Source organism: Kitasatospora sp. NPDC056273, assembly GCF_042268845.1.
Taxonomy (GTDB): domain Bacteria; phylum Actinomycetota; class Actinomycetes; order Streptomycetales; family Streptomycetaceae; genus Kitasatospora.
This window is the reverse complement of record NZ_JBHJSJ010000080.1, coordinates 18,524-32,323: the sequence shown is the minus strand read 5'-3', so window position 1 is coordinate 32,323 and position 13,800 is coordinate 18,524. Positions and strand designations below refer to the sequence as shown.

Sequence of the window (13,800 nt, the reverse complement as noted above, 5' to 3'; positions counted from 1 at the left end):
GGGTGCGCACAGCACCCGGCCCCTGTCCCCCGTGCCCCGCCCCCGCAGGTCCGGGCCGGTCCGGCGGGCGTACCGTCCGTTTCCCGGGTGCTGGGATGATCGTCCGATGCTCCCCTCGGACGCCCCGCCCCTGCCCAGCGCAGCGCCCCTCACCAGCGCGGCCGCCGCCCGCTGGCGCGCCGCCCGGACCGCCTGGCGGCTGGACGGCCGCTGGCTCGCGCTGGTGCCGCTCGCGTTCGTGGTCCTGGCCGGCGCGGTGGAGCCGGACGTGGGCCGGTGCAACGTCCAGAACGTCTGCCGGGACACCTGGGGCTCGGGGCTGGCCGGCTGGTCGGTGCTGGCCGAGATCGTCCTGCTGGCCACCAGGGCCCGGGTCCGGGTGCTCGTCCCGCCGGTCGTCCTGGCGCTGCTCTGGTACCTCCCGGAGGGCCTGGTCACCCCGGTCGCCCGCTGGTCGGCGGTGCTGCTGCACGTGCTGCTCACCGCCGTCCTGCTCGGCGCCGAGTCCGGCCGCCGCCGCGCCCGCCAGCAGCTGGACGAGCTGATGGCCCCGCCCGTCCCCTATCCCTGGAGCGCCGCCGGCGGGCCCTCGCCCGTCCACCGGGACGGCCCGCCCGTGCTGCGCCGCGCCCTCGGCGTCCTGCTGCTGGTGGTCGCCGCGGCCTTCCCGGTGTACGGCCTCTGGGCGCAGGCCCGGGCGGACGGCGCCGCCGAGCGGGCCACCCGGGTGACCGGCACCGCGGACGGGAGCGACCGGGACGGCGCGCTGACCGTCCGCTTCCAGCCGCCCGGCGGCGGCCCCGAGCGCACCGCCGCCCTGGACGTCTGGTGGCAGCGCCGGCCCCAGCCCGGCGAGCCCGTCCCGCTGCTGGTGGACGGCGACTCGGTGCGCGCCCTGGGCGACGACTACGACGTCTCCGGTCAGCTGGCCGCCGGCGGCCTGATCGCCCTGCCCGGCCTGGTGCTGCTCGGCTCGGCCGCCGTCGCGAGCGCCCGCCGGGGCAGGCCCGCCTTCGCCGGAGCCGGCCCCGCGCTGGCCGTCCGGGTGCGCGCCGACGCCCGCGGCGACCTGCTGGTGCTGCCGCTGGACGGCCCGCCGGACGGCCCCGGGCTCTGGCGGCTGGTCGAGCGCGACCGCTACCGCTGGGCCCGGAACGCCGCCCCGGACGGCGCGGCCCCGGCCTGGGTGCCCGAACACCTGGAGACCGAGGACGAGGACGCCGACTACCCCGACCCGGTGCTCGACCACGACGAGGACGAGGAGGAGCACTGGGAGCTGTTCGACCGGGCGACCCCGGCCGAGGCCGCCGAGTGGCTGGCCCGGGCCGGCCGCAGCGTGCCCGCCGTGCTGTACGGCGGCCCGGACGGGCCCGACCACCAGCTCCTCGTCCGCCCCGGCCTGCTGGACGGCGACCCGCACTGGGTGGCGGCCGTGGTCGCCCCCGCCGCCCGGCCCCCGCGCGTCGGCCGGCGCTCCGGGCGCTACCGCGAGCGCGACCTGGCCGTCGCCGCGCTGACCGCCGAGACCGTCGCCGCCGCCCCCGCGGCCGGTCCGGACACCGAGCCGCTGGCCGCCCGCCGCTGGGAGATGCCGCTGCCGCTGCGCGCGGCCGCCGGACCGGTGGCGGCCCTGGTGGTCGCCGCCGCCGTGGTGCTGCTCGACGACGACGGCTGGTGGGAGGGGCTGCTGCGCCCGCTGTGGATCGGCTCGCTGGCGATCCTGGCCTGCGCCCAGACGCTGTCCTGGCAGCTGGTCGCCGACCGCAACGGCCTGCGGGTGGCCACCGCGCTGCGCACCCGCTGCTACCGGTGGGCGGAGATCTCGGCGGCGGCGGCGCACCGGAACCTGCTCACCATCCGGCTGCACGGCGGGCGGGAGTTCTCCTTCTTCAGCCGCCCGGCGGTCTGGCTGGCCGCCCTCTTCGGCGGCCGGTACGACCCGGGGGCGGTGGCCCGGACCGTCGCCACCGCCGCCCACCGCCCCGACCTGCGCCCGGCACAGGCCCTGCCGGACCGGCTGGGCGGCCCCCAGCACCTGGTGAACCGGCTCGCGCTGACCGGCTACGCGGTGTTCACCGTCGCCCACTACGCACTCTGAACCCACCCCGGACCGCCACCGGATCCACACCGCTTCCGGCCTGCGCGTAAGGGGGAGTACGGTGTTCTTGATCACAGCACCGGCGCGGCACCGCGAGGCGTCCCCGGCAGCCCGGACCGGGACAAGACGAGGACACGTCCGCACCGGTACGGTTGGCCCCGATGAACACCAAGGCTGCTGAGGAGCTGCCGGCTGTTTCCGTGATCATGCCGGTGCTCAACGAGGAACGTCACCTGCGCACGGCGGTCCGGCGCATCCTGGACCAGGAGTACCCCGGGCCGATGGAGGTGGTGATCGCCCTCGGCCCCTCCACCGACCGCACCGCGGAGATCGCGGCCGAGCTGGTGGCCGAGGACCCGCGGGTGCGGACGGTGGCGAACCCCACCGGCCGGACGCCGGCCGGGCTGAACGCCGCGATCCGGGGCTCCCGGCATCCGATAGTCGTGCGCGTGGACGGCCACGGCCTGCTCACCCCCGGCTACATCACCACGGCGGTCCGGCTGCTCGGCGAGATGGACGCGGCCAACGTCGGCGGCATCATGCACGCCGAGGGCGAGACCGAGTGGGAGAACGCGGTCGCCGCCGCGATGACCTCCAAGATCGGCGTCGGGAACGCGGCCTTCCACACCGGCGGCCTGGCCGGCCCGGCGGACACCGTCTACCTCGGGGTGTTCCGGCGCGAGGTGCTGGAGAAGCTCGGCGGCTACAACGAGGAGTTCATCCGCGCCCAGGACTGGGAGCTGAACTACCGGATCCGCCAGGACGGCGGCCTGGTCTGGTTCACCCCCCAGCTCAAGGTGACGTACCGGCCCCGCCCCTCGGTGCGGGCGCTGGCCAAGCAGTACAAGGACTACGGCCGCTGGCGCCGGGTGGTCACCCGCTACCACCGGGGCTCGGTCAACCTGCGCTACCTCGCCCCGCCGGCCGCGCTGGCGGCGGTCCTGCTCGGGCTGGGGCTCGGCGCCGCCGTCCACCCGGCCTTCCTCGCGGTGCCCGGCGCGTACCTGCTGGGCATCCTGGGCGGTGCGGCGGTCGAGGGGCGCGGCCTGTCGTTCAAGGCCAAGGCGCTGCTGCCGGTGGCCTTCGCGACCATGCACCTCAGCTGGGGCTTCGGCTTCCTGACCTCACCGCGCTCGCTGGCCCGGAGAGTGATCGCCAGCGTCGGCCCGGCCGCCAAGGACGTGCTCTCGAAGACCGGCTGATCCGCGGATCCGCCGATTCGTTTCGGCAGCCGCCAGGGCGCCTTCTCGGCACCTCCTCGGCGGCACCGCCCGGAACCCGTCCGGCACCCTTCCCGGCACCGCTATCGTCGGTGCGCATGGCGACAGTTGAGGACGGGTCGGGCGCGGCCCGGATCGAGCCGAGCGCGGACGTCGACGGACGGGCCGCGATCGGCGCCGGGACGACGGTCTGGCACCTCGCCCAGGTCCGCGAGGACGCGGTGGTCGGCGCGGACTGCGTGATCGGCCGCGGCGCGTACGTCGGCCCCGGCGTCCGGATCGGGGACCGGGTCAAGGTGCAGAACCACGCGCTGGTGTACGAGCCGGCGGTGGTCGAGGACGGGGTGTTCATCGGCCCGGCCGCCGTCCTCACCAACGACCGGTACCCGCGCGCGGTCACCCCCGACGGCCGCCCCAAGGGCCAACTCGACTGGTGTGCCGAAGGGGTGACGCTCCGTCATGGCTGCTCGATCGGCGGCCGGGCGGTGCTGGTCGCCGGGGTGACGGTCGGCCGCTGGGCCCTGGTCGCGGCCGGCGCCGTGGTGCACCGGGACGTCCCGGACTTCGCCCTGGTCGCCGGTGTCCCGGCCCGCCGGATCGGCTGGGTGGGCCGGGCCGGCGAGCCGCTGCGGCCCGCCGGGGACGGCGGCTGGCAGTGCCCCCGGACCGCCGAACGGTACCGCGAGCAGGGCGGAACCCTCGTACCGCTGTAGCTACTTGGCGCAGACGTCGGTGTCGTCCGCCTGCACCCGCTGGAGGTCCTCGGGCGCCTCGGTGGGCACCGCCGGGGTGGCGGGGGCGGTCAGCACGTCCTTGCCGAGCACCAGCAGCAGCCCGCTCTTCGGGTCGGACTTCTCGGCCGGCCGGACGGCGTCGCCGGGCAGGCCGAGGGCGGCGGCCAGGGCGCCGGCCTCGGCCTCCATGCCGCTCGGGTAGGACACCGTGGTGGTGTCGGCGGGCGGTGCGTCGCTGCCCACCGCGGCCCGGTCGAAGCCCTTCGCCCGGAGCTTCTCCACGGTCGGCCCGGACTGTCCGCGCTTGCCGCTGCCGTTGCGGACCGTCAGCTGGGCGGTCTTGAGGTGGATCGCCGGGAGGGTGGCGGCCGGCGTGGCGGGGGCCGGGGCCGCCGGGGCCGCCGGGGCGTCGGCGGCCGGTGCCTCGGGGGCGGGCGGGGCGGCGGTCTCGGTCAGCGAGCGGTCGGCCGCGACCATCGCGAACAGCTGCCCGGCGTCCGGCTGCTTGAGGATCACCCGGTTCTCGTCCTTGGGGTCGTCCAGGACGGGCGCGGTGGTGAAGGTGATGTTCTTGGTGTCGACCCTGCTGATGTCCAGCGCGAGGTCCTTGAGCTTGTCCACGCTGCCGATGCCGGAGTCCACGGTGAGCGCCTTGGTGGCGGCGTCCGCGAGCTTGTAGAGCTTGGTCGGGCTGGTCAGGGTGTCGTCGCTCTTGATCTTGCGGATCATCGAGCTGATGAACTGCTGCTGGAGCGGGATCCGGGTGAGGTCGCCGCCCTGGCCGACCGCGTGCCGGGTGCGGACGAAGGCCAGCGCCTCCTCGCCCTGGACCACGTGCCGGCCCTTGGTCATCTTGAGGTGGGAGCCGGAGTCGTTGATGTCCTTGGCCGCGCAGACCTCGACCCCGCCGACGGCGGTGGACAGGCTCTTCACCGCCTCGAAGTTGACCTGCACGAAGTGGTCGACCCGGATCCCGGTGTTCTTCTCGACGGTCTTCCAGGTGCAGCCCGCGTCGCGCCCGGCCTGGCCGAGGCTGTTGTTGAACTCCTCCCGCGCCGAGCCGGGGATCTTCTTCCCCTGGGTGCTCTGGCACTCCGGGATCGGCAGCATCAGGTCGCGCGGGAGGCTGATCACCGTCGCGTTGGTGCGGTCCTTGGCGATGTGGAACAGCAGGGTGGTGTCGGCGTGCCCGGTGCTGCCCTCGTCGCCGTACTCCCGGCCGAGGCCCTCCCGGCTGTCCGTGCCGATCACCAGGACGTTCAGCGCGTCCCCGGCGGCCGGCGGGCGCTCGGACTCGTCGCCCAGCTGGACCTTGACCGAGGTCAGGTTGTCGTTGAAGTGCCGGTACAGGTAGTACGCCCCGCCGCAGCCCGCGACCATCACCAGGGCGCCCGCCCCGGCCGTCCACTTGAGGGCCCGTCGGCGCCGACTGCGCCTGGCGAGCGCGGCGGCCCGCCGACGGGTGTCCCGGCGGCCCTCCGGGGCCGGTGCGGCGGGCTCCTCGGCGGTCGGTGCGGCGGCCCCGCGGCGCTGCCGGGGGACGCCGGGGGCCGGGTCCACCCGGTACCGGCCGGTTTCCGGTTGCTCCTCGTGCACGGGGGTTCCCTACCTTCGACCGGTCACGGCTGTGGACCGCCCGTACGGACGGGCCGATCCGGACACAGTAGACGAGCCGAACGCGGGAGTCGTTCCCGGTGTGATCTCCGCCATGTTCCGGCAATGCGGAGGTAAATACCGTACGTGGCCGACCAATTGCGGAAGCGTCCGGATCGGTCGGCGCGGCCGGCCCGGGGCGGCCGGGGCGACCGGGGGCGCCCGGCTCAGTGCTGGGCGCAGGCGTCCACGTCGGCGGTGCGTCCCTCGAAGGTGGGCGCGGCGCCCGCCGAGGGTGACGCGTTCGCCAGCGCCGCCACCTCGGCCGTCGGCTGGCTCCCGGCGCCCGCCCCCGGCCCCGCCGCCGGCGAGCGGCCCGCCCCCGGGACCGGCCCCGGGGACGGCGTGGACCCGGGCGCCCGGACGGCGACCGGCCGGTCGTCCCGCAGCGCCGCGAACAGCTGGCCGGTCTGCGGCTGCACGAACTCGTCCCGGTCCGAGTCGTAGCGGTACGGGCGGCGCGGCGCGGTCAGGAAGACCACGTCCGCCGAGGGGATGCCGCGCAGGTCCTGGGTGAGGTCGTACAGCGCGCCGAGCGAGGACAGCGCGCCGTCCGCCCGGACCGAGGAGGTCGCGGCGTCCAGCACCGGCCACAGCTTCGCCGGGTTCAGCAGCACGCCCTGCGACTGCACCTTGCGGATCAGCGCGGCCAGGAACTGCTGCTGACGGCCCATGCGCTGGGTGTCGCTGCCGTCGCCCAGGCTCTCCCGGGCCCGGACGTAGCCGAGGGCCTGCTCGCCGTGCAGGGTCCGCCGGCCTGCGGCCAGGTCGAGCTTGGCGTCCTTGTCGTGGATCGGCTGCGGCACGCACACCTCGACCCCGCCGATCGCGTCCACCATCGTCTTGAAGCCGCTGAAGTCGAGGATCACGTAGTGGTCGATCCGGATGCCGCTCAACTGCTCGACGGCCCGGATCGAGCAGGCCGGACCGCCCGTCTCGAAGGCCCAGTTGAACTGCATCAGCGCGGGCCTGCTGCGGGTGCCGTCCGGCTTCTCGCAGGCGGGGACGGTGACCATGACGTCCCGCGGCACGGAGACCGCCGTCGCGTGCCTGCGGTCGGCGGCCAGGTGCAGCAGGATCGTGGTGTCCGAGCGCTGGCTGCCCGGCTCGCCGCCGTACGAGCCGTTCGCGCCGGAGCGGTCGTCACTGCCGATCAGCAGGAGGTTCTCGGCGCCCCGCGCCCCGGCGGTGCGGCTCGGCCGCTCGGCCTCCAGTTTGGCGAGCAGCCGGTCGGTGGCCGAGTCCGCGCGGATGTTGCCGTCCAGCGTGCGGTAGGCGATCCAGAGCAGCACCCCGGTGGCGACCAGCAGGAACGCGACGGCGCCGGCGGTGATCATCAGCCACCGCCGGCGCCTGCGCGGGCGTCCGCTCCCGCCCGGAGGGGTGTCCGTCGGCGGGCCGTCCTGGGCCGCGCCGTTCGTCGGGGGAGTGGCGGTCGGGGGGTGCTCGGTGTCGTCCTCGGCCATGGCAGCGATCCCTACCCGCCGGGCCCGGGCCGGGGGTTAGCCGAGGCGCAGTGTCACCCGTTCGGATTCGGTCCGCTTCTCCCACTGCCCGGCGTCCAGCGCCTGCGAGTTGCGGCAGAGCACCACCGAGGCGCCGGCCGCCAGCGGCGCCAGCAGACCGGCCTCCAGACCGGTCCAGTCGTCGTACGAGAGGGTGGACAGCACGCGGTCGCCGGGCTTCAGGCCGAGCCGTGCCGCCCCCTCCCGGGCCAGCGCCACGGTCTGCTCGCCCGTCAGCTTCAGCGGCAGCCCGTCCACCGCGGTCTCCAGCGCCGGCCCCTCCGGGGCGACGGGGGAGTACGGGGCGAAGCGGTCGCCCTGGCCGGGCACCTCGGCGGCGTAGTCGAGGAAGCCGTCCGGGCGCTGCGGGAAGCGGCCGCCGAGCGGACGCAGGGCGAGCGCGACCCGCTCGCCCTCGCAGGCCTGGGCGGCCTCCAGCCCGTCCGGGCCGCTGACCACCAGGTCGGCGGCGGCCGGGTCGCCGCCCGGCACCGCCGTCACCCCGACCGACCAGCAGGCCAGCAGCCAGACGGCGCTCTGCCAGTGGGCGGGCAGCAGCAGCGCCGCCCGGTCGCCGGGGCCGGCGTTCAGCTCGTCCTGGAGGAGGTTGGCCGTCTTGGCCACCCAGTTGTCGAAGGTCCGGGCGGACAGCTCCACCCGTTCGCCGGTGGCGTCGTCGTAGAAGGTGACCAGAGGGGCCGCGGGATCGACCGAAGGCGTGCCGCCGCGCAGGAATGCGTGCAGCAGCTCGACGGGGGTGCGGGCGTCGGCAGCGAAGGGCGCAGTCATGGTGCGCCCCAGCCTACGGCCTTCGGGTGGGAGGTCGGGAGGGGCGGCCGAACGGGCGCGGAGCGGCGTGGCGGGCGGTCCGGTTTGCGGCGACGATCCGGTTTATGCGCCTCTCACTTCCGGCCGCCCTGCTCGCCGGCTGCACCGCCGCCCTCCTGCTCCAGCCCGCCGCCGGTGCGACCCCCTCGTCCGCCCCGCGCCGCCACGACTTCGCCGGCGGCGGCTCCACCACCACGCTCCCGCTGCCCGCCGGGACCGGTCTCGCCCCGCGCGGCACCGCACCGTTCGAACTCCTCGGCCTCGGCTGGGACGGCCCGGCGGACGCCCTCGCCGGCGCGGTGCTCCGGGTCCGCACCCGGGACGCGGCCACCGGCCGCTGGAGCGGCTGGCACCGGCTGGAGGCCGACGCCGAGGACGGCCCCGACCACACGGCGCACGGCGCCACCGCCCCGCTCTGGACCGGCCGCAGCGACGGCGTCGCCGTCGAGTTCCGGCCCGGGCCCGCCGGAGCGCCGCCCGGACTGCGGCTCGACCTGGTCGACCCGGGACACGGCGCCGCCCCGGCCGCCGTACGGACCCTGCCCGCGGAACCGCCGACCGCGCCGCCCGCCGGGCCGGCCAAGGGACAGGCCCCGCGCCCGAGGATCGTCACCCGGGCCGGCTGGGGCGCCGACGAGTCGCTGCGCGACCCGGAATTCGAGTACACCGGCCCGGTCCGCGAGGTCTTCGTCCACCACACCGCCACCACCACCGACTACGCCTGCGCCGACGCGCCCCGGGTGGTCCGGGCGATCTACCAGTACCACGTGAAGACCAACGGCTGGCGGGACATCGGCTACAACTTCCTGGTCGACCGCTGCGGCACCGTCTACGAGGGCCGGGCCGGCGGCGTCGACCAGCCCGTCCACGGCGCCCACACCCTCGGCTTCAACACCGACTCCGCCGGCGTCGCCGCCCTCGGCACCTACACCGGCGACCAGCCGTCCCGCCCCCTCCTCGACGGCCTCGCCGCCCTCGCCGCCTGGAAGCTCGGCCTCGCCGCCCGCCCCGCCGACGGCCGCGCCCGCCTCACCTCCTCCTCGGACGCCAGCCGCTACCCCAAGGGCAGCACCGTCGACTTCGACGCCGTCTCCGGCCACCGCGACGCCTTCGACACCGAGTGCCCCGGCAACGCCCTCTACGCCCGCCTCCCCGCCCTGCGCGCCGCGGCGGCCCGCCTCCAGACCCGCTGACCCCGGGGCCCTCCGCCGTCCCTCCCGCGCTGTCCGACCCCCCGCGTATCGTTCATGTCCGGAGGCGACCCGGGAGGCGACGACGGTGGAAGCGGTACGGCGCTGGCGCCCGGGCTTCCCGCTGGACGTCGCCCGCACCCTGCTCCCGCTGCGCCGCGGCCCCGCCGACCCGGCGTACCGCAGCACCGGCGACGGCGCCGTCTGGCGCGCCTCCCGCACCCCGGGCGGCATCGGCACCCTGCGGGTGCTGCCGCGTCCGGCCGCCGGCGAGGTCGAGGCGAGCGCCTGGGGCCCCGGCGCGGACTGGCTCCTCGACCGCCTCCCCGCCCTGCTCGGCGCCGAGGACGCCCCGGAGGCGCTGGTCCTACCGCCCGGCCCGCTGCGGGACGCCCAGCGCCGTACCGCCGGGGTCCGGCTGACCAGGACGGGCCTGGTGCTGGAGTCGCTGGTCCCGGCGATCCTGGAGCAGAAGGTCACCACCGACGAGGCCTACCGCGCCTGGCGCCTCCTGCTGCGGGACTTCGGCACCCCGGCGCCGGGCCCGGCCGAGGGCATGCGGGTGGCGCCGTCGGCCCGCGAGTGGGCACTGGTGCCGAGCTGGGAGTGGCATCGGGCGGGCGTGGACCCGAAGCGCTCGGGCACGGTCGTGCGCGCCGTCCGCCTGGCGCCGCGGCTGGAGGAGGCCTCGGCCATGGGCCACGAGGAGGCCTTCGCCCGCCTCACCGCCGTCCCCGGCATCGGGCCCTGGACGGCCGCCGAGACGCTGCAGCGCAGCAACGGCGACCCGGACGCGGTCTCGGTCGGGGACTTCCACCTGCCCAACCTGGTCGGCTGGGCGCTGGCCGGCCGCCCCCGCAGCGACGACGCCCAGATGCTCGCGCTCCTGGAGCCCTACCGCCCCCAGCGCCACCGGGTCTGCCGCCTCCTGCTGGCCACGGCCGCCCACGCCCCCCGCTACGGCCCCCGGCTGACCCCCAACGACCACCGCCACCGCTGACCCCGGCGGCTGCCGCTACCGGACGGTGATGAAGGCCCCCGCGTCGCGTTCCGGACGGACCTTCGGCTCCTCCGCCGGCCGGCCGACGGCGACGGCACCCATCGGGTCCCACCCCTGGGGGAGGTCCAGCGCCTCCCGCACGGTGTCGCGGCAGAACATGGTGGACGAGACCCAGGCGGAGCCGTACCCCTCGCCGGTGAGCGCGACCAGCAGGTTCTGCACGGCGGCGCCGGCGGCGACGGTGAACATCTCCCGTTCGGCGGCGGCCCGGCGCGGGTCCGGGTAGTCGTGCGAGCCGTCCGTCACCAGGCAGGGCACCACCAGGTACGGGGCGTCGCGCAGGACGTCGCCGCGGGCGGTGCGCCGGGCGATCTTCGCCTCGTCCCAGCCGTCGAGTTCGCGCAGGTCGCGCTGCCAGGCGGCGAGCATCGCGTCGAGCAGCCGGACCCGGGTGTCCGCCGACTCCAGCAGCACGAACCGCCAGGGCGTGGTGTGGTGCGGGGCGGGCGCGGTGACGGCGGCGGCGACGGCGCGGCGGACGGCGGCCGGGTCGACCGGCTCGGTGGTGAAGGAGCGGACGGTGCGCCGCAGGGTGACGGCCTGCCGCAGCGCCTCGGAGGTGCCGAGCCGGAACATGTCGTCGACGGCGGGCCGGACCAGCGGCCGGGCGCCGTCGCCGTCCTCGGCGGTGACGAGGTGTCCGAGTCCGCGCACGACGGCGACCGGGACGCCGCTGGCCTTGCCCTTCACCAGGTCGGCGGCGGCGGCGAGTTCGTCGGCCGTCGCGGTGACGGTCATCTCCAGCCGGTTGCCGTGGCTGTCGGTGCGGCCGCGGTGGTCCTCCAGGACGGAGAGGCCCGCGGCGCCGATCGCCACGTCGGTCAGCCCGTTGCGCCAGGGCCGGCCGAAGGTGTCGGTGACGACGACGGCGAGCCGGCGGCCGGTCAGCCGCTGGAGCCGGGCCCGCAGCGCCCGGGCGGAGGCGTCCGGGTCCTCGGGCAGCAGCAGCACGGTGCCGGGGGCGGTGTTGGAGGCGTCGACCCCGGCGGCGGCCATGACGAGGCCGTTGCGGTTCTCCACGATCCGGACCGGCCCGCGCCGGGCGACCACCCGGACGGTCTCGGCGTCGATCGCGGCCTCGCGGTCGGCGGCGTGCAGTAGCCGGCCCTCGGCCTTGCTGACGATCTTCGAGGTGACCAGCAGGATGTCGCCGTCCTGGTACGTCCCCGCCTTGGCGATGAGCTCGCCGAGGTCCGCCCCGGCCGCGACCTCGGGCAGCCCCTCGACGCCGAGGACCTCCAGCGTCACTTGCGCACCTGCTCGGCCAGCGCGAGCGCCGCCCGCGCCATCTCGGCGGTGGCCTCGACGTCGGTCATCAGCAGCGGGACGGCCCGGCAGGCGATCCCGGCGGCCTCGACGGCGGCCACCGAGGCCTCGTCCACGGTGTCCACCAGCCACCCGTCGACGAGCGCCGGCCCGTAGTCGAGCGCGACCGCCTCCGCCGTGGCCTCGACGCCGACGGCGGCGAGCACCTTGTCGGCCATGCCGCGCACCGGCGCCCCGCCGATGATCGGGGAGAGCCCGACCACCGGCGCGGGCGCGGCGGCGACCGCCTCCCGGATGCCGGGGACGGCGAGGATGGTGCCGATCGAGACCACCGGGTTGGACGGCGGGAAGAGGATGACGTCCGCCTCGGCGATCGCCTCCAGCACACCGGGCGCGGGCTTGGCGGTGTCCGCGCCGACCGGGACGATCGCCTCGGCGTCCACCTCGGCGTGCAGCCGGACCCAGTACTCCTGGAAGTGGACCGCCCGGGTGCCCTGCTCGTCGGTGATCCGCACGTGGGTCTCGACCCGGTCGTCGCTCATCGGCAGCAGCCGCACGCCCGGCTTCCAGCGCACGCACAGCGCCTCGGTGACCTGGCTGAGGCTGTACCCGGCGGTGAGCATCTGGCTGCGCACGAGGTGGGTGGCGAAGTCGCGGTCGCCGAGCCCGAACCACTCGGGGCCGACGCCGTACTCCTTCATCTCGGCCTTGATGGACCAGGTCTCGTCGGTCCGGCCCCAGCCCTGTTCCTCGTGGATGCCGCCGCCGAGGGTGTACATCACGGTGTCGAGGTCGGGGCAGACCTTGAGGCCGTAGAGGTGGATGTCGTCGCCGGTGTTGCCGATGACGGTGATCTCGTCCTGCGGTCCGACCGCCGCGAGGAGTCCGCGCAGGAAGCGCGCTCCGCCGATTCCGCCTGCCAGTGCCACGATGCGCATGGGGTTCATCCTGCCACGGTCCGACTTTCCGTCAGCCGTGATCAGTGCGACCCGGCCTGCGCCTGCCGCCCGGTGTGCTGCTCCTGGTGCTGCTCGGGGACGGCGGTGGCGCCGTACTGGTTCATCTCGGTCAGGCCGGGGGCGTAGAGGTGGATGGAGACGGCGGGTTCGAGCGCGCCGTTGACGACCTCGTGCAGGTAGCCGGAGGAGAACACCCGCTGCCCGCCGGGCCGCAGGGTGCGGGCGATCGCGCCGCTGGGGTCACCCCCGGCCGAGGGCTGGGGGAGGGTGAGGGAGCGCTCGATCAGCTCGCCCCGGACGACGCTCATCACGCCGGAGGACTCGCCGTGGTCGTGGAAGCCGCTGGACTGCCCGGGCAGCCAGCTGAGCAGCCAGACCTCGTAGCCGGGGCCGGTCTCCAGCCGGGCGTACCAGCGGGTCAGCGCGTCGTAGCGGACCAGCGGCTCCCAGCGGGAGCGGTCGGCGGCGATCTCGCGCACCAGCCGGGCGTACTCGGCGACGGTGGTGGGGTGGGCGGGCAGGTCGGTGCGCGCCAGGTGCGGGAAGGCGAGCGGGTCGCCGGCGATGGAGACGTCGCTGAGGCCGTCGGCCCACTGGCGGGTCCGGGCGTCGGCGGGGGTGCCGGTGCGGACGGTGGCGGGGCCACGGCGGGAGAGCTTGTTGCGGTCGCGGTTCCGCTTGCGGATGCGGATCATGCGCACGGGAGTCGTCCTCGGAAGGGTCGGCCGGTTCGTCGGGATCGGCCGGATCCGGGATGTCCTGGGACGGGAATCGCGGGCGGCCTCTGTGCTTCCTGGGGGCGGCGCGCGGTGGGACGCGGGCGCCTAGATACAGCAGGAACAGAGGCGACAACAAGAGTTCACGGCACGGCGGAGCGTGGAACCGCTCCGGGGGCTGGCGAACTCTGACATAGGAGCAAGGACACCGCATCCGCAGGGGCGGTGTCAAACCGAAGGATGCGGCATTCGAGTGGGTTAGGTCCGGATCTTTCCCTGATGGGGTGATTCATCACTCTCTATGTTTCGATGGGAAGATCGCCGGGAAGGCAGGCCGATGACCGGCCTGTGACGGTGACCGAGCGTCACCCGGTGAATGGTTGCGGATGGTTCGGCACCGTTCAGGACCTTGAGGTGGAAGGTCCGATGTGTCCGGATATGTACACTATTCGTAACGGCTTGGTGCCAGGGAGTGAATCCCAGCCCCAATACCAGAGCTCGGCTTGACTGGGCCAGAGTGACGCAACTGTAATTTCACTCGTGTCGTCAGCCGCACGAGGCAACGGCAACC

At 75.5% G+C, this 13,800-nt stretch carries 11 protein-coding genes; 5 read left to right on the top strand and 6 right to left on the bottom strand.

All coding sequences use genetic code 11. The annotated features are described in order from the left end of the window. Nucleotides 1-106: 106 nt before the first annotated feature. From ACFCY1_RS38495 to ACFCY1_RS38485, 3 genes are all read left to right on the top strand, one after another. Nucleotides 107-2,098 (top strand): hypothetical protein, encoded by a 1,992-nt coding sequence (locus tag ACFCY1_RS38495; protein ID WP_375877536.1) that lies wholly within the window; start codon nucleotides 107-109, stop codon nucleotides 2,096-2,098. Between the two features lie 161 nt (nucleotides 2,099-2,259). Further along, nucleotides 2,260-3,300: a glycosyltransferase family 2 protein gene (locus ACFCY1_RS38490; RefSeq protein WP_049659498.1), complete on the top strand. Its 1,041-nt coding sequence runs from the start codon at nucleotides 2,260-2,262 to the stop codon at nucleotides 3,298-3,300. Between the two features lie 116 nt (nucleotides 3,301-3,416). Further along, nucleotides 3,417-4,031, top strand: coding sequence for an acyltransferase (locus ACFCY1_RS38485; RefSeq protein ID WP_375877535.1), 615 nt, complete (start codon nucleotides 3,417-3,419; stop codon nucleotides 4,029-4,031). Here the strand turns inward: ACFCY1_RS38485 and ACFCY1_RS38480 are convergent, their stop codons facing one another. The 3 genes from ACFCY1_RS38480 to ACFCY1_RS38470 form a co-directional block, all read right to left on the bottom strand. Continuing rightward, nucleotides 4,032-5,648: an LCP family protein gene (locus ACFCY1_RS38480; protein WP_375877534.1), complete on the bottom strand. Its 1,617-nt coding sequence runs from the start codon at nucleotides 5,646-5,648 to the stop codon at nucleotides 4,032-4,034. Between the two features lie 224 nt (nucleotides 5,649-5,872). Beyond that, nucleotides 5,873-7,171, bottom strand: a complete 1,299-nt coding sequence (locus ACFCY1_RS38475; RefSeq protein ID WP_117488090.1) for an LCP family protein — start codon at nucleotides 7,169-7,171, stop codon at nucleotides 5,873-5,875. Nucleotides 7,172-7,207: 36 nt separating this feature from the next. Continuing rightward, a complete protein-coding gene (locus ACFCY1_RS38470; protein ID WP_049660500.1) occupies nucleotides 7,208-7,999 on the bottom strand; it encodes a TIGR03089 family protein in 792 nt (263 codons plus the stop codon). Nucleotides 8,000-8,103: 104 nt separating this feature from the next. Between ACFCY1_RS38470 and ACFCY1_RS38465 the strand changes: the two genes are divergently transcribed. Both ACFCY1_RS38465 and ACFCY1_RS38460 read left to right on the top strand, forming a co-directional pair. After that, nucleotides 8,104-9,231: a peptidoglycan recognition protein gene (locus ACFCY1_RS38465; protein WP_074003866.1), complete on the top strand. Its 1,128-nt coding sequence runs from the start codon at nucleotides 8,104-8,106 to the stop codon at nucleotides 9,229-9,231. 85 nt (nucleotides 9,232-9,316) lie between these two features. Then, nucleotides 9,317-10,228 (top strand): DNA-3-methyladenine glycosylase family protein, encoded by a 912-nt coding sequence (locus tag ACFCY1_RS38460; protein WP_375877533.1) that lies wholly within the window; start codon nucleotides 9,317-9,319, stop codon nucleotides 10,226-10,228. A 15-nt stretch (nucleotides 10,229-10,243) separates the two neighbouring features. On the opposite strand, the gene ACFCY1_RS38455 is transcribed toward ACFCY1_RS38460, so the two are convergent. The 3 genes from ACFCY1_RS38455 to ACFCY1_RS38445 are packed head-to-tail and all read right to left on the bottom strand — an operon-like array spanning nucleotide 10,244 to nucleotide 13,214. Then, nucleotides 10,244-11,536, bottom strand: a complete 1,293-nt coding sequence (locus ACFCY1_RS38455; protein ID WP_375877532.1) for a coenzyme F420-0:L-glutamate ligase — start codon at nucleotides 11,534-11,536, stop codon at nucleotides 10,244-10,246. After that, a complete protein-coding gene (gene cofD / locus ACFCY1_RS38450) occupies nucleotides 11,533-12,492 on the bottom strand; it encodes a 2-phospho-L-lactate transferase (RefSeq protein ID WP_074003863.1) in 960 nt (319 codons plus the stop codon). The genes ACFCY1_RS38455 and cofD overlap by 4 nt, the downstream gene beginning before the upstream one ends. Nucleotides 12,493-12,533: 41 nt before the next feature. After that, complete coding sequence (locus ACFCY1_RS38445) at nucleotides 12,534-13,214, bottom strand: cysteine dioxygenase family protein (protein WP_234348590.1); 681 nt, start codon at nucleotides 13,212-13,214, stop codon at nucleotides 12,534-12,536. Nucleotides 13,215-13,800: the final 586 nt, after the last annotated feature.